The 21,800-nt window shown below is 49.0% G+C and carries 22 protein-coding genes; 15 read left to right on the forward strand and 7 right to left on the reverse strand.

Annotation, left to right across the window (positions count from 1 at the left end; all coding sequences use genetic code 11):
* Nucleotides 1–5: 5 nt before the first annotated feature.
* The 5 genes from nirD to OHJ21_RS05495 all read left to right on the forward strand — a co-directional run bounded on the left by nirD (nucleotide 6) and on the right by OHJ21_RS05495 (nucleotide 5,442).
* On the forward strand, nucleotides 6–326 hold the full coding sequence (nirD, locus tag OHJ21_RS05475; RefSeq protein ID WP_100536697.1) for a nitrite reductase small subunit NirD: 321 nt from the start codon (nucleotides 6–8) through the stop codon (nucleotides 324–326).
* Between the two features lie 37 nt (nucleotides 327–363).
* A complete protein-coding gene (locus OHJ21_RS05480; protein WP_100536698.1) occupies nucleotides 364–1,239 on the forward strand; it encodes a formate/nitrite transporter family protein in 876 nt (291 codons plus the stop codon).
* An 8-nt stretch (nucleotides 1,240–1,247) separates the two neighbouring features.
* Nucleotides 1,248–2,003: a uroporphyrinogen-III C-methyltransferase gene (cobA, locus tag OHJ21_RS05485; RefSeq protein ID WP_243390640.1), complete on the forward strand. Its 756-nt coding sequence runs from the start codon at nucleotides 1,248–1,250 to the stop codon at nucleotides 2,001–2,003.
* Between the two features lie 313 nt (nucleotides 2,004–2,316).
* Nucleotides 2,317–3,969, forward strand: a complete 1,653-nt coding sequence (locus OHJ21_RS05490) for an FAD-binding dehydrogenase (RefSeq protein ID WP_486019464.1) — start codon at nucleotides 2,317–2,319, stop codon at nucleotides 3,967–3,969.
* Between the two features lie 141 nt (nucleotides 3,970–4,110).
* Nucleotides 4,111–5,442 (forward strand): MFS transporter, encoded by a 1,332-nt coding sequence (locus OHJ21_RS05495; protein ID WP_486019465.1) that lies wholly within the window; start codon nucleotides 4,111–4,113, stop codon nucleotides 5,440–5,442.
* Between the two features lie 49 nt (nucleotides 5,443–5,491).
* On the opposite strand, the gene OHJ21_RS05500 is transcribed toward OHJ21_RS05495, so the two are convergent.
* A complete protein-coding gene (locus tag OHJ21_RS05500) occupies nucleotides 5,492–6,409 on the reverse strand; it encodes an aldo/keto reductase (protein ID WP_100536702.1) in 918 nt (305 codons plus the stop codon).
* A gap of 174 nt (nucleotides 6,410–6,583) precedes the next feature.
* Here OHJ21_RS05500 and OHJ21_RS05505 point away from each other — a divergent pair, with 174 nt between their 5' ends.
* Together OHJ21_RS05505 and OHJ21_RS05510 are read left to right on the forward strand one after the other, a co-directional pair.
* On the forward strand, nucleotides 6,584–7,177 hold the full coding sequence (locus OHJ21_RS05505; RefSeq protein ID WP_394056435.1) for a TetR/AcrR family transcriptional regulator: 594 nt from the start codon (nucleotides 6,584–6,586) through the stop codon (nucleotides 7,175–7,177).
* Nucleotides 7,178–7,191: 14 nt separating this feature from the next.
* The gene (locus OHJ21_RS05510) at nucleotides 7,192–7,602 is read left to right on the forward strand and encodes a hypothetical protein (protein WP_326112623.1); all 411 of its coding nucleotides are present in this window, start codon (nucleotides 7,192–7,194) and stop codon (nucleotides 7,600–7,602) included.
* 107 nt (nucleotides 7,603–7,709) lie between these two features.
* On the opposite strand, the gene cypC is transcribed toward OHJ21_RS05510, so the two are convergent.
* Nucleotides 7,710–8,873, reverse strand: a complete 1,164-nt coding sequence (gene cypC / locus OHJ21_RS05515) for a CYP152 family fatty-acid peroxygenase CypC (protein WP_486020998.1) — start codon at nucleotides 8,871–8,873, stop codon at nucleotides 7,710–7,712.
* A 174-nt stretch (nucleotides 8,874–9,047) separates the two neighbouring features.
* Here cypC and OHJ21_RS05520 point away from each other — a divergent pair, with 174 nt between their 5' ends.
* From OHJ21_RS05520 to OHJ21_RS05535, 4 genes are all read left to right on the forward strand, one after another.
* On the forward strand, nucleotides 9,048–9,557 hold the full coding sequence (locus OHJ21_RS05520) for an AraC family transcriptional regulator (protein ID WP_326112619.1): 510 nt from the start codon (nucleotides 9,048–9,050) through the stop codon (nucleotides 9,555–9,557).
* Nucleotides 9,558–9,779: 222 nt separating this feature from the next.
* Nucleotides 9,780–10,766, forward strand: coding sequence for a phosphotransferase family protein (locus tag OHJ21_RS05525; RefSeq protein WP_326112618.1), 987 nt, complete (start codon nucleotides 9,780–9,782; stop codon nucleotides 10,764–10,766).
* Nucleotides 10,767–10,962: 196 nt separating this feature from the next.
* Nucleotides 10,963–11,874, forward strand: coding sequence for an NAD(P)/FAD-dependent oxidoreductase (locus OHJ21_RS05530; RefSeq protein ID WP_486019466.1), 912 nt, complete (start codon nucleotides 10,963–10,965; stop codon nucleotides 11,872–11,874).
* A 238-nt stretch (nucleotides 11,875–12,112) separates the two neighbouring features.
* A complete protein-coding gene (locus OHJ21_RS05535) occupies nucleotides 12,113–13,849 on the forward strand; it encodes an ABC transporter ATP-binding protein (protein ID WP_486019467.1) in 1,737 nt (578 codons plus the stop codon).
* A gap of 119 nt (nucleotides 13,850–13,968) precedes the next feature.
* Here OHJ21_RS05535 and OHJ21_RS05540 read toward each other — a convergent pair whose 3' ends face one another.
* A complete protein-coding gene (locus OHJ21_RS05540) occupies nucleotides 13,969–14,793 on the reverse strand; it encodes a TerC family protein (protein WP_100536709.1) in 825 nt (274 codons plus the stop codon).
* A gap of 273 nt (nucleotides 14,794–15,066) precedes the next feature.
* Nucleotides 15,067–15,981: a DMT family transporter gene (locus OHJ21_RS05545; RefSeq protein ID WP_486019468.1), complete on the reverse strand. Its 915-nt coding sequence runs from the start codon at nucleotides 15,979–15,981 to the stop codon at nucleotides 15,067–15,069.
* Nucleotides 15,982–16,107: 126 nt separating this feature from the next.
* On the opposite strand from OHJ21_RS05545, the gene OHJ21_RS05550 reads away from it, so the two are divergent.
* Nucleotides 16,108–16,977 carry a LysR family transcriptional regulator gene (locus tag OHJ21_RS05550; RefSeq protein WP_486019469.1) on the forward strand — a complete coding sequence of 290 codons (870 nt, stop codon included), beginning with the start codon at nucleotides 16,108–16,110 and terminating at the stop codon, nucleotides 16,975–16,977.
* A gap of 93 nt (nucleotides 16,978–17,070) precedes the next feature.
* Here OHJ21_RS05550 and OHJ21_RS05555 read toward each other — a convergent pair whose 3' ends face one another.
* On the reverse strand, nucleotides 17,071–17,691 hold the full coding sequence (locus OHJ21_RS05555) for a flavin reductase family protein (protein WP_486019470.1): 621 nt from the start codon (nucleotides 17,689–17,691) through the stop codon (nucleotides 17,071–17,073).
* Nucleotides 17,692–17,788: 97 nt separating this feature from the next.
* Here OHJ21_RS05555 and OHJ21_RS05560 point away from each other — a divergent pair, with 97 nt between their 5' ends.
* On the forward strand, nucleotides 17,789–18,478 hold the full coding sequence (locus tag OHJ21_RS05560; protein WP_326117570.1) for an ArsR/SmtB family transcription factor: 690 nt from the start codon (nucleotides 17,789–17,791) through the stop codon (nucleotides 18,476–18,478).
* Between the two features lie 119 nt (nucleotides 18,479–18,597).
* On the opposite strand, the gene OHJ21_RS05565 is transcribed toward OHJ21_RS05560, so the two are convergent.
* Nucleotides 18,598–19,137, reverse strand: a complete 540-nt coding sequence (locus OHJ21_RS05565; protein ID WP_090911314.1) for an NADPH-dependent FMN reductase — start codon at nucleotides 19,135–19,137, stop codon at nucleotides 18,598–18,600.
* A gap of 307 nt (nucleotides 19,138–19,444) precedes the next feature.
* On the opposite strand from OHJ21_RS05565, the gene OHJ21_RS05570 reads away from it, so the two are divergent.
* Both OHJ21_RS05570 and OHJ21_RS05575 read left to right on the forward strand, forming a co-directional pair.
* Nucleotides 19,445–20,617: a GNAT family N-acetyltransferase gene (locus OHJ21_RS05570; protein WP_486019471.1), complete on the forward strand. Its 1,173-nt coding sequence runs from the start codon at nucleotides 19,445–19,447 to the stop codon at nucleotides 20,615–20,617.
* A 17-nt stretch (nucleotides 20,618–20,634) separates the two neighbouring features.
* Entirely contained in the window at nucleotides 20,635–21,006 is a 372-nt protein-coding gene (locus tag OHJ21_RS05575; RefSeq protein ID WP_486019472.1) for a hypothetical protein, read from the forward strand.
* 81 nt (nucleotides 21,007–21,087) lie between these two features.
* Here OHJ21_RS05575 and OHJ21_RS05580 read toward each other — a convergent pair whose 3' ends face one another.
* Nucleotides 21,088–21,780, reverse strand: coding sequence for a DUF421 domain-containing protein (locus OHJ21_RS05580; protein WP_326112607.1), 693 nt, complete (start codon nucleotides 21,778–21,780; stop codon nucleotides 21,088–21,090).
* Nucleotides 21,781–21,800 lie beyond the last annotated feature (20 nt).

The raw sequence follows: 21,800 nt of genomic DNA on the forward strand, positions 1-21,800 counted from the left end.
CAAAAATGACGAAACTTCATGTAGGATACGTGAACGAAATTGATCATAAGGGCTCAAGGACCATTGAGATCGACGGAACGGAAATCGCGCTGTTTCGTTTATCGGATGGGGATATACTGGCCGTGGAGAACAAGTGCCCGCATAAAGGAGGCAAGCTTTCGGAGGGAATGGTGTGCGGGAAGCAGGTGCACTGTCCTCTGCATGATTGGAAGATCGACCTATGCAGCGGGCAGGTTCAAGAGCCGGATACGGGCAACGTAAACACCTATCAGGTTGAAGTTGATCCAGTAAGCGGCGCGATATACCTTCAGGATCGTACGGCTTAAACGCGAAAGATGGATTCCATAAGAGGGGGTGCACGATATGGATTATGTGAAACCGAATCAGGTCATGTATGACATGATCGAGGCCGGAGCCGCGAAAGCTCGGCTGAAGACTTCGCAAATGCTCACCCGCGGCATGCTGTCAGGCGCCATCCTGGCGTGCGCCACCACGCTAGCTTTTACGGCTTCGAACCAAACGAATATCCCGATGGTGGGCGCAGTCCTGTTTCCGGTTGGCTTTGTGATGATTGTCCTGCTGGGCCTAGAGTTGGTAACTGGAAGCTTTGCGCTCTTGCCATTAGCCGTCCTGCAAAAGAAAGCTTCAAGTGCCTCCATGCTTGCGAATTATGGATGGGTTATTCTCGGACATCTGATAGGCTGTCTGATTTATGGGGGGCTCTATGCGCTTACCGCGACCAAGATGGGGACGGATATGAGCCATCCGCTTATTCAGATGATTGTCGACACGAGCGAGACAAAGACACTCGGCTATAAGGCGCTGGGCGTGAGCGGCATGCTGCTGGTAGTGATCAAGGCTATGCTCTGCAACTGGATGGTGGCGTTAGGCGTTGTCATGGCGTTTACATCAAGCTCAACGATAGGAAAAATCGCTGCGATGTGGCTGCCCATCCTGATCTTTTTCGGTCAAGGATTCGAGCATGCGGTTGTAAATATGTTTGTGATACCGGCGGGCATGATGCTCGGGGCGGATGTCAGTGTGGCCGATTGGTGGCTCTGGAACCAAATCCCCGTACTAATAGGTAATTTTATTGGCGGAGCGGTATTTACCGGGGCGATGTTGCACTTATCCCAATTCGGATTCGGAAAGCGCAGCGAGGTTAATCCGGTTGCGAAGGCCCATCATGGACTCAGGGTTATGGAGGCGACGGCAGTTCCGGTCGATAAAAGACGATGAGGCCGGGCATGGTGTATATTGTTGGCGCAGGTCCGGGAGATCCGGAGCTGATTACGCTGAAAGCCCTTCGGCGTATTCAGGAAGCGGACGTCATTATGTACGATCGACTGGTGAACGATGAGCTGTTGAGTTACGCAAAAAAGGATGCTTTGCTCGTATTCTGCGGTAAGGCCCCCGGCAGCCATTCCCTTCCGCAGGAGAAAATTAACGAGAACATGGTGACTTATGCCCTTGCCGGTCATGATGTCGTAAGACTCAAGGGAGGTGATCCGCTGATCTTCGGACGAGGTGGCGAAGAGGCGTGCGAATTGGCTGCGCGAGGCATTCCCTTCGAGATCGTGCCCGGCGTTACCTCGGCATTGGGAGCAGCCTCCTCCACAGGGATACCTCTGACCCACCGTGGAGCCAGCACTTCGGTAGCTTTTGTCAGCGGAACGAGCTGCCATGGAAACGAGAGAAGCGTGAGGTGGGACTTGCTGGCTCACAGTGTGGATACACTTGTGGTGTACATGGGCGTCAGCAGAATGGACGACATCTGCAAGGAGATGCTCGCTCATGGCAAGCCGTCGTCAACTCCCGTTGCTATCGTTGAACAGGGGACAAGGGCAGAGGAGCGAACCATAACGGGAACGCTCGGAACCATCCACAAGATTGCCCATCTTATGAACGTGAAGAATCCGGCGCTTCTGATCATCGGCGAAGTTGTACGAGTGAGGGATCAGCTCCTGAAACTGGCTGCGGAGGCGGAGGAACGGACAGGATAAAGCTTATGCAGGCGTGAGGACGATCGCATGACGAAGCATGAACATCGTTTAATCCATTGGAACGAAACGCAGATACGCTAACCATAAAGTGAACCCTTATCCATTTGGGGTTCACTTTTTTTGGTGTTAAACAAGTTTGTGGCACAGGGAAGGCATACACTATATGAATACGACATGAGGTTCTGCGATTCCGATTCGCAGCAAGAGGGAAACGCTTCCAATTCGGAGAATATCATGTTTAAACAACCAGACGTGCTATTGCCAGAGTGTTGCAGGTCCTGCTTGTTTATATCCGATAAACGGGGGTGCACGTATGAAATATGACGTAATCGTGGTGGGAGCGGGGTTATCCGGTCTTGTGGCAACCGCGGAGATAGCCGAGGCCGGCAAGCGGGTGCTGCTGCTTGATCAGGAACCGGAAAGCTCGCTGGGCGGGCAGGCATGGTGGTCTTTTGGCGGGTTATTCCTTGTTGATTCGCCGGAACAGCGAAGACTGGGCATCAAGGATTCCCGTGAACTGGCGTGGCAGGACTGGCTGGGAGCCGCTGGTTTCGATCGGGAGGATGACGAGGATCGATGGGGGCGGAAATGGGCAGAGGCCTATGTTGATTTTGCGGCCGGCGAGAAACGGGCATGGCTGCATTCTTTAGGGGTCCGATTCTTTCCCGTTGTAGGCTGGGCCGAACGTGGCGGGTATCTCGCGGAGGGGCATGGCAATTCCGTGCCGCGCTTTCATATTGTGTGGGGAACAGGTCCTGGAGTCGTGCAACCATTCGAGTCCAGGGTCAGAGACGCCATACGCTCAGGAATGGTTGATTATCGCCCCCGTCACCAAGTGGATGGACTTATCACGCAGGAGGGTGCCGTTACAGGCGTAAGAGGCTCAGTCCTTGCTCCGAGTTCGGCTTATCGCGGCGAAGCAAGCACGCGGGAGGTGGTCGGCGACTATGAGTTTTTTGCAGAGACCGTCGTTGTCTCCAGCGGAGGAATCGGTGCCAACCATGAGCTGATCCGGCAGCATTGGCCATCTCGGCTCGGTCATCCTCCGCAAACGATGCTCTCTGGCGTTCCCGAGCATGTGGATGGACGGATGCTCGGAATAACGGAGAAAGCAGGTGGGCGGGTCGTCAATAGAGACCGGATGTGGCACTATACCGAAGGGATTAAGAATTGGAGCCCGGTCTGGTCAAAGCACGGAATCCGGATACTGCCGGGCCCTTCTTCTGTTTGGCTTGATGCCAAAGGGCAAAGGCTCTCTGCCCCGAATTTCCCGGGCTTCGATACGCTGGGAACCCTGAAAGCCATTCAGGATACCGGCTTTGATTATTCCTGGTTCATTCTCACCAGAAAAGTGATAGAGAAGGAATTCGCCTTGTCCGGATCAGAGCAAAACCCGGATTTGACCGGAAAGAGCATCCGCAAGGTGTTAGGCAGAGTAGGTTCAGGTATCCCGGGGCCGGTGCAGGCATTCCTGGATCATGGAGAGGACTTTGTTGTTGCCGATTCACTGCCCGAGCTAGTGGATGGCATGAATAAAATGACAGGCAGCGATCTGATCAAGCAGGTGGACATGGAGCGTCAGCTGGCTGCGAGAGACCGCGAGATGGACCATGCATTTACCAAGGATCTGCAGATTACGGCGCTTCGAGGTGCAAGGAATTACATCGGCGATCGTCTGGTACGCGTAGCCAAGCCGCATAAATTTCTGGATCCGGCCCATGGCCCTTTGATCGCGGTACGCTTACATATTCTTAGCAGGAAAACGTTGGGCGGGCTGCAGACGGATCTATCTGGCCGGGTACTGAATGCAAACGGCGAGCCGGTTCCCGGACTCTACGCGGTTGGAGAAGTTGCGGGATTCGGAGGGGGAGGCGTTCATGGATACCGTGCATTGGAGGGAACGTTTCTGGGAGGCTGTCTGTTCACAGGGAGACAGGCGGGCCGGAGCATTGCGAGGCTCTGGTGATAGGGCATTCATGTTTCGGTTAACGCACGGCAGATTTAATTTAGCGGGCAATTCCTATCTTGCCAAGTGAAATGAAAATTTCTTCTTATCGTAAGATCGTTTATGGTATTCTGTTTGGTAGCACATGAAAGGAGAATGTCCATGTCCCATGATCAGGATATTGCTGAAACCAAGACAAAACGGCTATCCCATATTCAATCTTACATAGATTTGCCAGATTTGCAGAACAAGCTGTATAAAAAGACCCTTATCGTTGTGATCCTCTCGCAAATATTCGGTGGGGCTGGCTTGGCTGCTGGATTGACGGTCGGTGCGCTTCTGGCACAGGATATGCTCAAGACCGACAGCTATGCAGGAATCCCTGTTGCCCTAATCACGGTCGGTTCCGCTCTGGGTGCCTGGTATATTGGCCGGCTTACCCAGCAATATGGTAGAGGGCCGGGTTTGGCTGCCGGATTCCTGGCGGGTGGGATTGCCGCGATCGGAGTCATATTGGCTGCTGTTTATCAAAATATCTATCTGCTGTTCGCTTCGTTGTTAATATACGGTGCAGGTACCGCAACGAATATGCAAGCTCGTTATGCAGGCACGGATTTGGCTAAACCTGCACAGCGGGCGGGAGCGGTCAGCATGGCGATGGTTTCCACCACCTTTGGTGCCGTTGCGGGTCCGAATCTGGTGGGGGTTATGGGGAACGTTGCGGAATCCTTCGGGATTCCTGGATTGGCGGGACCGTTTATTCTGGCAGCCGTGGCTTTTATTCTGGCAGGCCTGATCCTGCTAGTATTCCTGCGCCCGGACCCCTATGCGATTGCCCAAGCGATTGAGGAAGTTAAAATTAAAATTTCCGGTGATTCTTCGGCCGGAACGGTAAACGGATCAGAACGAAACAAACGGGGAATCTTGGTTGGAGCCTGCGTGATGATATTGACTCAGGTGGTCATGGTCTCCATCATGACCATGACGCCCGTCCATATGAAACATCACGGCCATGACCTGAGTGCGGTCGGTTTGGTGATAGGCATTCATATCGGAGCGATGTACCTGCCTTCGTTAATCACAGGTTTCCTCGTGGACAAAATTGGCCGCATCAGCATGTCAATCGCTTCCGGAGCCGTGCTTCTGAGCTCCGGGATTCTAGCCGCTTTGGCTCCGGCCGAATCCATGGCGCTGATCATAACGGCGCTGGCTTTGCTGGGGCTGGGTTGGAACCTTGGCTTCATCAGCGGAACGGCGCTCATCATAGATGCTACCCATCCTTCCGCCCGCGCCAGAACACAGGGAACGGTGGATGTCTTGATTGCTTTGGCCGGAGCATCGGGCGGCGCTTTATCCGGTATGGTGGTTGCCCATACCAGTTACGGTACACTCTCGATTGCGGGAGGTTTGCTGTCGCTGGTGATGATACCTGTTTGTCTAAGCTCGGTGAACAAGCGCAAACCTTCGTCATCCTCAAACAACGCGGCATTATAATGAAACAGCCTCCTATCGTAGTCGATAGGAGGCTGTGTTGTAACGGGCCTTAAGGCAGGATGTTGCCTGCCGCACGGTAAATCGCATACCATTCTTCGCGGGTGAGCGTTACATCGCCGGCTTTAATGCAGTCTTGCAAACGACTGATGTTCATCGTCCCAATGATCGGCTGCATATGTGCAGGGTGACGAAGAAGCCATGCGATGGCAATTGTGGTATTCGTTACGTTGTATTTTTCCGCAATTTCATCGATCTTCTGATTAAGCTCAGGGAACTTGTCGCTTCCAAGGAATACGCCTTCAAAGAACCCGTATTGGAAAGGAGACCAAGGCTGAATCGTAATGTCGTGAAGTCGGCAGAAATCCAGCACGCTGCCATCACGGTTAACTGCGGCGTCATTCTCCATGTTGACGTTGATCCCGCTCTGTATCATGGTGGTATTCGTGATGCTTAGCTGCAGCTGGTTGGCTACGAGCGGCTGCTTCACTGCTTTTTTCAGAAGCTGGATTTGCATCGGATTCTGGTTGGATACGCCGAAATGACGCACTTTACCGGAGCTTTCGAGTTTATCGAATGCTTCAGCCACCTCTTCAGGCTCAACTAACGCATCCGGACGGTGAAGAAGAAGTACATCGAGATACTCGGTTTTGAGTCTTTTCAGTATGCCATCGACGGAATTCAAGATATGCTCTTTGGAGAAATCGAACATGCCCTGACGAATCCCGCATTTCGATTGCAGAATGATCTTCTCGCGGACTTCTGCATTCATATGTATCGCATCTGCAAAAATTTCCTCGCAAGCTCCGCCGCCGTATATGTCGGCATGGTCGAAGAAGTTAGCGCCTTCCTCCAGTGCGGATGACACGAAACGCTCGGCTTCCGCTTTTTCCAGCGAATTTATACGCATGCAACCAACGGCTACAACAGGTACTTCCAGTGAACTGCTTCCAAGCTTCATCGTTTTCATGATTAAGGTCCTCCCGTTCAAAATAGGTTGATTGTGCTGTCAGTCTCTAGTTTATTGTGACATGCAGGGGGCAAGGTGTACAAGCTTAAATTTGACAAGAGAGTTCGTTTGAAATAAAATGACCCACGAGTCATAAATGACTGAAGGGTCAATTTCAATGAGAAGTTGGGTGATGTGTTGAGTAAACGCGAACAGAAATTTGAGGCGAGGCAAGAGCTAATCCTTCAAACAGCTGAGCGGCTAATTACGGACAACGGTTATTATGCCATAAAAATGAGTGACATCGCAGATGCGTTAGAGATAGCAAAAGGTACATTGTATCTGCATTATAAATCCAAAGAGGAGCTTGTATTTGAGCTCATTAAACCTAAAATAATGGAATTCCGGCAGATCGTGGAATCGACGGTTAGCGAGGATTTCCATCCGGTTCAACAGGTGGAACGGATCATAGACGAAGCTTTATCCAGCTCGTTTTTTACCTTTGTGCTGACGAGTTTTCCGGATATGGGTGCCATCTTCGCGGATGCAAAGGCTAAAGAGCTCCAGAGCGTTCAGGATGAAGTGATCGACTGTTTGGAGCGAATCATTGAGCGAGGGAAGAAGGAGCGGGTATTCACCGAAGATTTGCCGACGCATTTCTCTGCCTTGCAGCTTATGCAATTACTGGATCCTCTTGTGTACTCCATCCTGGTCAGGGAAGATAGCATGTCACATGCAGATTTTGTGAAGTATACTACGCTTCATTATTTGAACGGCATCCGAGCATAAGGAGTGATATTGGAATGGAATGTAATTCGGCACACCATCAGACGTTGATGACGATTGAAACGGCGGAACAATGGGTGGATCGATCCAACCATAAAGATCTGGAAGGACTGCTTGGCTTAACCGCACCCCAAATTGAGATTGCAGGTCCACGAGGCGCCGGGTTCATGAATAATGCGGACTTGGAAGAGTGGCTGGAACGAGCGAATCTGCAGATGGCTACGCTAAATCGTTACGCCAAGGATGAATGGATCGTACTGGAGCAGCATGGGACTTGGCTTGATGAGGATGGCCGTATCAAGGGGGAAGCGATCGTATTTACGGTATTGTGCGTTAAAGACCGCAAGGTGCATTCCCTGGCTCGCTATGATGGGAAAGAACAAGCGTTTCAAGCCAGCGGATTGAGCGATGAGGATAAGGTCGGTTAAACCATAACCATTAACGCCTAAAGGAAAAAGTCAGCGGTAGTTGGAATGCTTAAGTAGGCACGCATGATGTCACCCCTGACTACCGCTTCATATCCTAGTAGTTTTTATTACAACGCTTTGACTTTCCGAATAACGATTCGACTGTGGGGAAGAGACGGCATATCGTGAAAGCTGAAGCTTACGTCCTGTACAGGCACTTCATAACTCATCTTGTTCGCCAGAAAGTCCAGACTCTCCTTCATGATCTCAAGCGTAATCCACTCCCCGGCACAGCGATGTCCCGTATGATGATCTCCGCCTCCTTGAGGGATGAAGTTAAAGGGGCTCCCGTTCCAATCATCGAAACGATCCGGCTTGAACAGCTCCGGCTGATCCCACAGACCGGGATGATGATTCGTTCCGTATAAGTCAAGGATCGTGAGCACACCTTTATCAAATGCATATCCCTTCCAGGTAAAATCCTTCCGTGCGCGCGCAGGCGCAAAGGGGAAGAATGGGTAGAACCGCCGCACTTCCTGAACAAAATTCTTGAGCTGCTTCTCGTCGGACGTCATCAATTGTTCACGCTCTTCGGGCTGCTGAATGACAGCTAGAGCAGTAAAGCATACGTAAATGGCAACCGCTACGATAGGGCGGAGAATGTTAATGATTTCTACCGCTGCGGTTTCCTTATCCAGAAGCTCGCCCCTAAGATCGCGGTGCCAGGACATCGTATGCAGGGTACTGCCTTGCTTCGGGTCTATTGTTCCACTGCGCACGTCAACTACGAGCTCTTGTATCCATTTTTCCGCTTTGGCACGGGCATTTCTTCCTTTCCTATGCTTGATTCCAAAAGCGGCTGTTGCTTCGATCATAGCAGCTAGCCAGCCCGTTTTCTCTTTCACTTCAGCTTCAGGAAGCGGCACAGCCGCCCACTCACAGGCCACCCGGCATAACATTTCTTGAGCTTCCTCATACATCTCGACCTTATCCTCGGATTCCCATCGACTTACAGCCAGTTCCCAATGTTTACGCGTGATTTCTCTCATGCTGCGAAGAGCTTCCTTGGACATCAAGGACATGAACATCGCTTTGCGATGATGATGCTCTTCGTCATCCAGCGTCTGTACACCGTCTTCACCGAACAGGGTTTTCAGCACGCGTTTCGGCGCTGCACCGCTTCGAACAAACTTCTCCTGGTCATAAAAAAGCCTGGCCGCTTCTTCTCCGCGCATGCAGATCGCTCGCTCCCCCAATAGACGCGTCTCGAATAGATCAGATTGAAAGCCGATGGTTCTGTTTACCCGTTCTCATCCGATTTGAACAAACCAAGCTTTTACTCCCATGTCTAAAGACTAGCCCATCTCGAGTTGAAATATTGGGTCTATCCTTTGCAGGATTCTCAGGCTAGCGCGAGAATTCAATTAGATGTACATAACGAAAAATGAAGCAGGAGGGTGAGGATCGTGACAGCAGAAGTAACCAAAGTATATAAAGAACATATCCCGTCAACACGCTTGATCGGCAAACGGTATTCCGATGAGCACCGGAATGCGGCAGGAAGCTTCGCGGACCGATGGGATGAATGGTCCGCCAATGGCTGGTTCGAAGAGATCGGGAAGCTTGGCGCACTGCCTGAATCTGAGGGTTCTTCATACGGAATCATGCGAATGAGCGGAAATCAGTTTGAATATTGGATCGGGATGCTGTTCCCGGAGCACACGGAAGCTCCGGACGGATTTGATTATGCGGATCTGGCGGAAGGCGATGTGGGGATCTGTTGGTTATACGGCAATAGGGATAACGGTGAGCTCTTCGGTATGGAACCCCATAACGCATGTATGGCTAAAATCGCCGAACAAGGCTGGATCCTGGACGAGAACCCGTGGTTCTTCGAACGCTATCACCATATCCGTTTCATGACGCCGGACGAACAGGGGAATGTCATATTGGACTACGGTGTTTATGTGAAATGAGACAACCATTCGCTTTGTATGAATGAGAGCCACTTGATGGAGTGGCTCTTATCTATTCTTCTGATTCAGTTATGTAAACTACACGCCAGAACCTGATCGCCAGAATTTGTATGTTTCGATGCTTGTTGGCCATTTGTTGGTAAGGCGAGAGGGCGATTGGTACAGGTAATAACGGATACGCCTTGCGGTTTGTTAAATTTTTCATAATAGGAGGGCATCAAGATGAAAGAGGGATGGGAACGCTCAGTTCCCCCGATGCAACTAGACATCACACAAATTCAAGATATGATGGCACCCGTATTCCCCGGTAAAAAAGTAGCAGCCGCTGAACGGATCGGTACCGGACTTAGCAATACCAACTACAAAATTCGTCTGGAAGACAGTGCAGAGCCTTACGTGCTGCGCTTATTCAGGAAAGGTCGTGAGATTGCCGACAAAGAACTGGCTATCATTCGAAAGGTACGCCAAACCGTTCCTGTTGCTGATTATCTCTATGCCGATATGACCTGCAGCGAATTCGATAAACCATGGGCGGTAATGGAGTGGAAGGAAGGCGTTCTTCTTCGTGATGTGATGCGCGACGGAAGCGAGCAGGATCTCATCGCCGCCGCAGCCTCCGCCGGACGCATTCTCGCCAACATACACAAGCACACATTTACGGAGTCCGGTTTCATCAATGGGGACATGAAAGTCCAGGATCCGATGAGGATGGACGGGGAACGGTTTCTCGTATTTATGGAACAAAGCCTCTTTCAGGATCCATGCGGCCAATGGCTCGGGGAAGAGTTGGCTCAATCGGTATGGTCCTTCAGCCGAACGTATAGTCATTTATTGTCGGAGATTGAAGATACACCCGTTCTTGTTCATTCGGACTATAACGGCTTAAATATATTGATGCGGAATGGTGCTGCAGGATGTGAGGTTTCGGCAGTGCTTGATTGGGAGGAGGCTTTTTCATGGAACCGATACGTAGATATTGCCAATATGCTTCGATACGAACGCAATGGATCTGTATTTGAAACGAACTTTATTCGTGCATATCGTGAGGGAGGAGCGGTTCTGCATGATCACTGGACAATCCTATCCAAGCTTGAGGATCTGGTTGCCTTGTGCGATATGTTAACCCATTCCAGCTTGGCCACACCCAATCGAATGCATGATCTACAGCGTTTGATTGCGGAAACCGTTCAGGTTACGACGAATGGCTGAGGTTTTATTCGCTTCTTAAATCGTAATAAAGAAATTGGATTGCATTATAGATTTTGTTTGTCTATAATGGATGTCATAAGTCTATAATGATATTTGTCCATGGCAATCTTCCTTGGGCGCGGAGAAAGAAACAAGAAGTCTTGTCTTCTTGCGTTCTTATTATGGACATTAAAGATCCAGAAAGGTGTTGGTATAAATGAGTGAACAAATGCATGATGTCCTTATTATTGGCGGGGGGCCGGCAGGCTTGAATGCTGCATTGGTATTGGGGAGAGCGAGGAAACATGTGGTGCTGATTGATGAAGGGAAGCCGCGAAATAGGGTTACCCGCGAGTCCCATGGTTTTCTTACCCGAGACGGTGTCAGCCCATCGGAATTTCGCAGGATCGCAAGGGAACAGATTAGCGTTTATCCCTCTGTAAGTTTTGTAGAGGATACTGCCGCTTCGGTTACAGGTGTTGATGGTGATTTTCAAATTACAACAGGGCAAGGGACGGTATACCGCAGTAAAAAGCTCCTCTTTGCCGTCGGGAAGAAAGATAGCCCCTTGGATATTAACGGATTGGCAGACGTATATGGAAAAAGTGCCTTCGTCTGTCCTTATTGCGATGGATGGGAACTGCGGGATCAGCCGCTTGTCGTGATTGCCAAGGGTGCGGGTGCAGCGCACCTTGCCAAAGTCATTGCAGGTTGGAGTGATCATTATACAATCTGTACCCATGGACCGGATGAACTGACGGATGAACAACGACAAGAATTGGAGGAGCATAACATCCCCGTATTCAGCTCCCCGATTCATCGCATTGAGTCGAACGAAGGGATGGTACGGCAAGTCGTGCTGGAGGATGGAAAGGTTATTCCTTGCACGGGTATCTTTTTCGCGCCGAAGCTGGTCTCCGGCTCTGAATTGCCGGGCGCCATCGGCTGTGATATCAATGAAGCCGGAAACGTGGTCATTGATGCCTTCGGCAAAACGAGCGTGCCAGGCGTCTACAGCGCCGGTGATGCAGCCACCGAAATGTATCAAGTCATAGCCGCGGCTTCGATGGGAGCTATGGCTGCTGTAGCCATCAATGGTGAGCTGCTTAACGAACGCTGGAATCGTTAAAACATGAATATGCGAAAGGCAGGCTTGGTTAGAATCCATGTCTGCCTTTTTTATACCCTTAGGGGATTTTTTGATTATAAATGATTCTTACACTCCGGGGTGGTACCGTTTTTGGGTATGATGGAGTCATCAAGTAAAAGGAAGGGTGTTGGGAATGAGAAAAACAATCGAGTACATCATGAATCAAGTTTGGAGGGATATGAGCATTTAACCCTCCGACATTATGGAGGAGATATATTTGAATTCTCGAACCAAGAAATTTTTGTCCTATTATAAACCGTATCTGGGGTTGTTAGTTGCAGACTTGGCATGCGCTTTTGTTGTTTCGGCAATTACACTGATGCTTCCGCTGTGTATAAGGTATATCACCATTAACGTGTTGGAAGGGAATTCCCCGAATCCGCTGAACCAAATCTATGCGGTGGGTGCGATCATGCTGGCCATGGTCCTCATTCATACTTTCTGCGATATGTTCATCTCCTATAAAGGACATATGATGGGGGCTTATATGGAGAGTGACATGAGACGGGAGCTGTTTGACCATTTTCAGAAGCTGTCTTTTGGTTTCTACGATGAGAACAAAACAGGACAGCTCATGACCCGCACAACTAATGACATTCTATCGCTAACCGAATTGTATCACCATGGGCCCGAAGATATCGTCATTTCCGTTCTGAAGTTCCTGGGTGCATTCATCATCTTAATGTATATTGACGTGAAGCTTACCTTGATCGTATTTCTCTTTCTGCCGGTCATGGCTGTGTTTGCTTTTTATTTTAATAAGAAGATGAATGTGGCGCTGCGGGTTAGCAAGGATCGGATCGGGGATATCAACGCCCAGGTGGAGGATTCTCTATCGGGTATCCGCGTGGTGAAGTCGTTTACGAATGAACATGTGGAGAGGAAAAAGTTCGCCTATGCTAACGGGCGGTTCGTGGACAGCAGAAGGGAAGGGTATAAGAGTGAAACCTACTTTCACGAAGGGTTGGTCGGGTTTACCCAACTTATTACGATAGCGGTCATTGTGTTTGGCGGAGCCGCAATCGTGGATGCCTCGCTGGAACTGGCGGATTTGCTGACCTTTTTCTTGTGCATCGGCATCCTGATCGAACCGATCCAGAGACTGGTTAATTTCGCCAGGCTGTATCAGGAGGGCATTACGGGGTTCGACCGTTTCATGGAGATTCTGGAGGTAGAGCCGGATATCGAGGATTCCGTTGATGCTGCGGCCATCACGCAGGTTCAGGGGAATATTACATTTCAGAACGTCAGCTTTCGATACAAAGATAACTATGGCTATGTGCTAAAACAGGTATCGCTGGACATTAAGCCCGGAGAGTATGTGGCATTGGTAGGTCCCTCCGGCGTCGGCAAGACGACATTGTGTTCGTTGATTCCGCGTTTTTATGAAGTAAGTGAAGGATGCATTATGCTGGATGGACGCGATATCCGGGATATCACGCAGCACTCGTTAAGGAGACATATCGGGATTGTTCAGCAGGATGTATATTTGTTTGCGGGAACCGTCTTTGATAACATCCGGTATGGCAATATGGAGGCCAGCGAGGAGGAAATCATTGAAGCGGCAAAAAGAGCGAATGCCCATGATTTCATCATGGCACTGCCGGACGGTTATGATACGGATATCGGGCAGCGCGGCGTCAAGCTGTCCGGAGGACAGAAGCAGCGGCTCAGCATTGCACGCGTGTTCCTGAAGAATCCGCCGATTCTTATTTTTGATGAAGCGACCAGTTCCCTGGATAATGAAAGCGAGCGAGCCGTCCAGGAGTCGCTGGAACGGTTGAGCAATAATCGCACAACGCTTGTCATCGCTCATCGCCTGACAACGGTACGGAATGCGCAGCGAATCGTCGTGTTATCCGAGGACGGAATTGAGGAACAGGGCACGCATGATGAATTAATTGCCCGTCAAGGCGCTTATGCGAATTTATATAATATGCAATTAACCATATAAGCAGGAAGAAAGGCGATTTGTGAACGGTTTATGCACCGTCAGCAAATCGCCTTTGTCTGTAGTTGGATCAATCTATAGATTGCGTTGTTGCGTTGTCCTGTTCCAATCCGAAACCGAATTTATCCTTGAAGCGTTTTCCCAGGCTGTTGGTCTTCCACTTCCTTGATTGCATTGTCCTCGTCTTGCACTTTCTCCTTCGATGAACTAAACCATCCGATAACGGCAATCAGCACAAGAACAATATAGAAGGATGCCTTCCAGATCGAGCTTTCCGGGAAGTGATGGTCGATAAGGGCCACATCCGGATGCGCAAGGGTGATGACTGCAAGTTTGACCCCAACCCAACCGACAATGAGGAATGCTGCCACTTCAAGTCCGGGGCGCTGCTGCAGCAGCTTCACGAAGTAGGATGCCGCAAAACGCATGATGATCAGACCAATGAATCCTCCCAGGAAGATGACGATGAACTGACCTCCGTCCAGGCCGCCGATGTTCGCCAGACCGCTTGGCGGCAGTGCCACAGCCAGTGCTACGGCTGCAAGTATCGAGTCTACAGCAAACGCGATGTCTGCAACTTCCACTTTGAAGACGGTCATCCAGAAGCCGGATTGCTTCTTAGGTTTGTCCGGTAGCGGCTTGGCGTCTTCCGTTGGTTTCTTGCCTTTGATAAAGTGTTTCAATGTGTGATTGATCGAAATGTAGAGAAGATAGAGTGCGCCAATAGCTTGCACCTGCCATACGTCCACCAGGAACGAGATTAAGAACAGCGATCCGATGCGGAAGACAAACGCTCCGAGCAACCCGTAAAATAAAGCCTTTTTACGCTGAGTCTCAGGTAAATGCTTTACCATAATGGCAAGGACCAGCGCATTATCTGCTGCGAGTAACCCCTCCAGTGCGATGAGCACCAACAGTACCCACCCATACTCCAATAAAAGCTCCATACCAATTCCTCCTAGTTGTATAATTGAAGGCACAAAAAGGACCTCCACCGGCAGGTGAAGGCCCTCCATAATCAAAAAGAGACCTTCACCACAGAGTGTGGTAAAGGTCTCGCAAACAACGTATCGTTGCCAACAAAGCCGGGGAATTTTCCCGGAATGACGACTTTGTTGTGTCAGCTACTCCCCTTTAATCACGTTCCTGCATAACTGATATCGTCATCAGTTAAGCCGTGATATAAAGATATAAATTTTTGAGGAATAAGTCAAGCTTTTTTACTTGAATTCAGCAGAATACGTCTCCATTGGAACGGGTCTATTCTTGATGGTAGACCGTTGTCTCACTTTTACATTAACGCTCGATAATACAACACTAAGGAACACAAGGGCAGCACCTACATATTGATTGGAATTCATGATCTCGTGAGCAAACCAGAACCCGACCAATGCCGCGAATACAGGCTCCAGGGAGAATACAAGTCCCGTCCGGGTAGCGGTTGTATATTTTTGGGCGATCGTCTGGAAGATGAACCCGATTGCGGTGCATACCACGCTAAGAACAAGGACAGCAATCCACGAGTTGGTCGTGCTTGGCCATACTGGAGTTTCAAAGAGCAGGGATGAGATGAACGCATACAATCCCGTGAACCCTAGCTGGAGGATGCCAAGGCTTAGCGTATCAACCTTCTGCGCGGCAGTGCTTACCATATTGATATGGAGCGCATAACATAATGCCGCCGCTATGCAGAACAGATCACCAATCTTCAATGTGAAAGGAAGCTGGATGGTTAACAGCGCGATGCCGGTTAAGGCTAGCAAAATACTGACAACCACTTTGTTCTCTATTTTTTTCTTAAATAGAAACGTATGTAATAAGGGGACAAACACCACCGTTAGACTGACCAGAAACCCGGCATTGGATGTGGTCGTGGTCTTCAGACCGAAGGTAAGCGCCGTGAACATAATAAATAATATAAAGCCCAGGAGCATGGCATACCGAATCGTTTGTACGTTAACCTGGCGCAAGCGAGGGAGAAAAATCACTCCTGCAAGTAGAAAGGCCAATCCAAAGCGTAGGGCTATCAAATTAAACTCTCCTAGCGAATCCAGTCCCATTTTCATAAAAAGATAGGACGAGCCCCAACAAATGGTGATGAACAAAATCATAAGATCGGCCTTCAGCGGTTTCAAGTTCTTTTTCCTCCTTCAAGTGATTGAACAGAATCAGTATACTCACGTACAATAGACAAGTAAAACGAATGTTTTTCATAATATATATGAGAAAAATTCATGCATTAGCGATCAGGAGGAATTCCCGTGAGTATCAATAAATTTAAAGTTCTACTAAAGGTCGTCGAGCTCGGAAGCTTGACCAAAGCTGCCGAAGTGATGGGATTTACGCAGTCCGGTGTCAGCCATATGATCAACAGCCTGGAAGATGAATTCGGCTTCTCGTTGCTGGTCCGGAACCGGTCGGGCGCCAAGTTGACAACCAATGGCGAGGAGATTCTGAAGACGATACGGGAAATATTGAAATGGAACGAACATTTGGAGCAGCAGGTGGCTTCCATTCATGGAATCGAGCTGGGAACCATACACATCGGGACCTTCACCAGCGTTGGCGTTCACTGGCTGCCGGGCATTATTCAGGATTTCCAGCGGGATTATCCCCATATCGAGATTCGTTTGGTTGAAGGAGACTATCGGGAAATTGAGGATTGGATCGCGGAAGGCAAGATTGATTGCGGGTTCCTGTCACTTCCAACGTCGGATTTATTCGATGTGATTCCCCTGCACCAAGACCCGATGCTTGTATTGCTGCCGATGGAACATCCGCTCCGTTCGGAGGATTCGATTACCTTGTCCCAGATTGAGAATGAACCGTTTATTATGCCCAGCCAAGGTTCCGATTATGATGTGAACCGAATGCTGGAGAAGGCCCGGATCAAGCCGGATATCAAATATACGCTTGGTGACGATTATGCCATTATGGCCATGGTCGAAAAGGGCCTTGGCATCAGTATTCTTCCAGAACTTGTGCTGCGAGGGCAGCAACGGAATATACGGTTGATCGAATTGAAGGAGAAGAGCTTTAGATCGCTCGGCATTGCCGTAAACTCCATGCGGGAGATATCTCCAGCTACGAAGCGATTCTTGAATTATGTTAAGAGTTATCCCAAGCTGTAGCTGCGATAGCGACGCTATCAACACGAGCCGGTTGTGTACGAGGGAGAGGCCCGCATATGCTGCGGGCCTCTCTTTCATTCATCATCACGATGGTTATGTTTCGGCCCGGAATGTTTTGCCTAACGGGTTGCCGAGGCCATAATAATGCCGGAAATTATATATAAGCGGACTCCATTTGCCGGGATCAATGTGATGATCATTCATGATGATGTTGCTATGGGCGTGAACATGGATCGCCTGTGTTTCGACAATGGCAAACATGGAAGAATAGTCAGGAACCCGAATGTTTTTCACTGTCGCCTCGATTTGAATAGGACACTCCATGATGCGAGTAGGCTTTACGGCGACGGAATCCGCAGGAGTTAATCCACTTATCGCATACTTATCTTTTTCATAAGTAAATCCGTTCTTTGCCTTATAATCAGGAACCGGATATTTTCCTGTATGAGGGGCTAATTGCTCAACATTCTCCCATAAGGAAGGGTCGGGAATGTTGATGACGCATTCAGGATGCCTTTCCAAGTTCTCTATCGCTTTACCCCCGAGTCCGATTCCTAAAATAATGTATTCCCCGAGCGCCCATGAAGAGGATATGGGACTAATATTGACGGTTTCATCTTCATTTAGCGTATTGAGTAAAATAACCGGGGTTCCATAGTAAAGAATTGTCGGTTTAATGATGTCCGTGTTAATCATGCCAGTAAGTTCCTTCATGAAATGTCCTCCTAAGTAGCTGTTCTATCTCAAATCATTGTAAAATAGAAAAGATTCGATGCACATCGAAATATGGATTACATCAGGAGGAATGAAGATGAATGCGAATCCAAACGTAGCACAAGTAGCTTCACTCGTAAGCGATGCATCGAGAGCGGCTATATTAACCGTCTTATTGGATGGGCGATATCATCCGGCAAGCGAGCTGGCGTACATGGCAAAAATCAAACCGCAAACGGCAAGCTTCCATTTATCGAAAATGGTAGCGGCGAATCTGGTCACCGTCGAAGAACAGGGAAGGCATCGTTATTACGGAATACGAAACCAGGAGGTTGCGCAAATCCTGGAAACCCTTCTGTCGATTACGCCTCCTGTCGAAATAAGATCATTAAACCAAGCTACGGAGCATGAAGCCATACGTCAGGCAAGAACTTGTTACGATCATCTTGCAGGGAGCTTGGGAATCCAACTGACGAATTCGCTGCTTAACGCAGGAGTCATATCCGAAACGGAAAATCAATTTACGGTTACAGAAAAAGGGGAAGTATTCTTTAAGGCATTTCAGATTGATCTGGAACAAGTCAAGCGAAAACGCCGCTCCTTCACGCATCGATGCTTGGATTGGAGTGAAAGACGTCATCACCTTGCCGGCGCATTAGGCCATGCCTTGCTTGAAAGGTTATTGGAGTTAAATTGGATACAACGCCTGCCAAGAACAAGGGCCATAACCATCACGCCTGAAGGCAAGAAGGGATTGAAAGAAACATTCCAGATTGATATGGAGTAGGAACGGGGAACGGGCTGCGGTATAGACTTATGGTCGCTGAAAGACCTATGGTACCCGAAAAATAAAAAGGACTGCCCTCACTCATCGGAAGATGAAGGGGACAGTCCTTGGATCAGAGATTAACGGAGTGTTTTCAATGCTCCGCTCCATGCAAGCACTTGGTCAAGCATACCATTCAGGTTGACGAGATGCAGATCAGCTGGTTTGAACACAGAACCGTTCTCAAAATCCGTGAATAACGAGAGCGCCGGGTGTACACGAACATCCGCTACGGACAATTCGCCCAGAATTCCACGCAGATGTTCGGCAGCACGAGCGCCGCCAACAGAACCGTAGCTCACGATACCTGCAGCTTTGTTGTTCCATGGCTCTCGAGCAAAATCGAGTGCATTTTTCAAAGAGCCAGAAATACTGTGGTTGTATTCTTGTACGATGAAGACAAAGCCATCAAGACTGTTCAGCTTATTGTTCCAAGCGGTAGCTTGCTCTGTAGCATCAGCTTCGCCCAAAAGCGGGAGCTTGTAATCAGCGATATCTACGATTTCGTAGTTTGCATCTCCGCGTTCATCAGCGATACGTTTAACCCATTCACCTACTTGTGGACTTAAACGGCCTTGACGCGTACTGCCTAAAATGATACCGATATTCAATTTGGACACTGTTCTTACCTCCCGATCATTCTGAATATATTTTTATCGTGATGTGTTTGTTATTTTGCATGAGCTAATCATAATCTTAGGGGGTTAACTTTGTCAAGTAGCTTACAAAAAGTTTGTGTAAAATATTCCGATTTTTTTGTGCTTCCAAGTACGGTTGGATATGTGCCTGATTCGGACGTGTTTTGTACCGTATAGGCAGCAGCAATGTTATACTGATCATGTGCCCTGGAATAAAATTCCCGTGCAGAGAAAACACGCGTAATTCAGCACTTATAGTACATATAAAGATTGGAGAGGTGAAGCAAGTATGGAACTGAGACAATTAAGGTCCGACGAGTTTGAGATCAGCACAAAATTATCCGAATATGCCTTTCAATATACACTGACACCAGAACAGCGAGAGTCCAATCAAAAGCATTTTAAACCTGAACGCTTCTGGGGGGTTTTTGACGGAGAAGAGCTGCAAGCGAAACTGACCATCATCCCGCTGCAAGTTTATTTGCATGGAAACCTTTTCGAGATGGGCGGTATTGCCGGTGTGGCAACCTGGCCCGAGAACCGCAGACAGGGGCATGTATCCACCTTGCTCAAGCATGCATTGCAGGAGATGAAGGGCAAAGGCCAGACCCTTTCCTTCCTGCATCCGTTTTCGATCCCGTTCTATCGTAAATTTGGCTGGGAACTTTACGCGGAATATAAAAAGTACATCATTCCGGTCCCTAAATTCCCACGTAAGGTGGAAGTGCCTGGCCGCATTGTAAGAGGCGTAACCGATATTCCAACACTGGACGGCATGTATCAAGCCTATGCCAGCCGCTATAACGGCACGCTTGTGCGGGATGACACTTGGTGGACAAGATTCGTGCTGCAGGGGGACAGTCACAGCGTTGTTTATTATTCAGCTGAGGGCAAACCAACGGGCTACGCGTTATATGAGCTCAAAGACAAAGATCTCGTGTGCGACGAATTTGTATACCTGAATGAAGAAGCCCGAAGCGCAATCTGGACCTTCTTTGGAAACCATGATTCCAGGATTGAGCAGGTTACGATGACAATGGTGCCTGGGGATGATCAGCTGCCGTTCATGCTGCCGGATCCACGCGTTACCCAGGAAATCGTCCCATACTTCATGGCCCGTATCGTAGATTTGAAATCCTTTGTGGAGCAGTACACTTTTGAAGCGCATCAGGAAGCCGTAATGACCATAGAGGTGGAAGATTCCGTTGCGCCTTGGAATGCGGGCAGATGGAGGTTGTCCGTTAATCAAGAGGGGAAAGCGGAGTTGTCGGAGCTTCCGTCTGATCATGGGGAGCAGCCTGACCTGTCCACCGATATTCAGACGTTATCGGCGCTGTTTACGGGATACAAAAGGCCGCAGGCGCTGCATGCCATTCATCGGCTATCAGGAAATCCAAAGGCCATAACACAATTGGAGACGATGATTCCTGCGGGTCAAGCCTACCTCATGGATTTCTTTTGAGAAAGGGAGAAGACTTGGTGATTCGCAGACTGTTGCCTGAAGAACTGGGGCGTCTCTTAGAAACGATAAACCGAGAGCAGCATTTCTTATATTATTCCTACCTGGCGTTCCGGAAGAAACATACCGTTCACTATGGGCAGTTCTCAGAATATGGAGAGCTTTCTACGCCTTCTCGGAGCGATGATTATGTGGAGCTTGGCAATATCGGCACGGATACGGCGTGGAGAAGACAAGGGGACGGCAAGAAAGTGTGCGCGGAATTGAACCGTAAGGGGCGTGCAATCAATCACTCCCGATGTGTATCTGAAAGTGCTGGAGAAGAACGTAAACGCGATATGTTTATATCAGTCCCTGGGATATGTTACGGTGTGCAAACAATCTATCGTTGAATTCGCACTGTAGTTAGTAGAGACGAAACAAAAAAAGCCTGACAACTCAGGCTTTTTTGTTTTTTAGCGGAGCGTACAGGTTCAATCCTGAACCTCCCGCTTGGAATAAACATAGAGCTTCCCGTCATCTCCATATTCCGCGTAAGCGATATCTTCCAGGGAGTCAAAACCTTGTTCCCGCGCTTTCGATTGGATCACGCTGTGTTCAATGTGCATGCCGAGCATCGATTCCTCGAGCAGCTTTCCCTTGTCGATGACCGCTACCGTAAAGGTGTCCGGCTTGGCTTCCATGCCCATATCCTGGGCTGTTGGCGGCTCGTACTCGGGTTTGCGCATGACAGACAGCGATCCGTCCGTTTCCAGAATGGCGTATTTAACTTCAGTTAACGAGAAAATGCTTTGCCGTCTCAGCATGGATAACAGCTGTTTATATTCCATATCGTATTTATTCAACAATTTTTGGTTGAGTTTACCGTTATCGATCAGAAGTACCGCCCGGCCTTCCGTTAAATATCCGAACTTAACAAAGTGGGTGGTTGCCTTCTCGAAGAGGTAAGACATCGTCGTCCAAAGCGCAAGAGCGAATAACAAATGATATATGTTTACCTTATCATCATAAAGGCTTGCCCCGACGATTTCACTCAGAATTAAGGAAGATAAGAAGTCAAGCGGTGTAAGCTGGCTGATGGTTTTTCTCCCCGTAACAAACGTGATGATCCATAACCCGAAAAAGCTGATGATCAGTTTGACTCCTAAATCGATAAACATATCCATGGACAACCCTCCTTCAGCGT

The sequence above is a fragment of the Virgibacillus sp. LDC1 genome, from assembly GCF_025792345.1.
GTDB lineage: Bacteria > Bacillota > Bacilli > Paenibacillales > Paenibacillaceae > Paenibacillus_AQ > Paenibacillus_AQ lautus.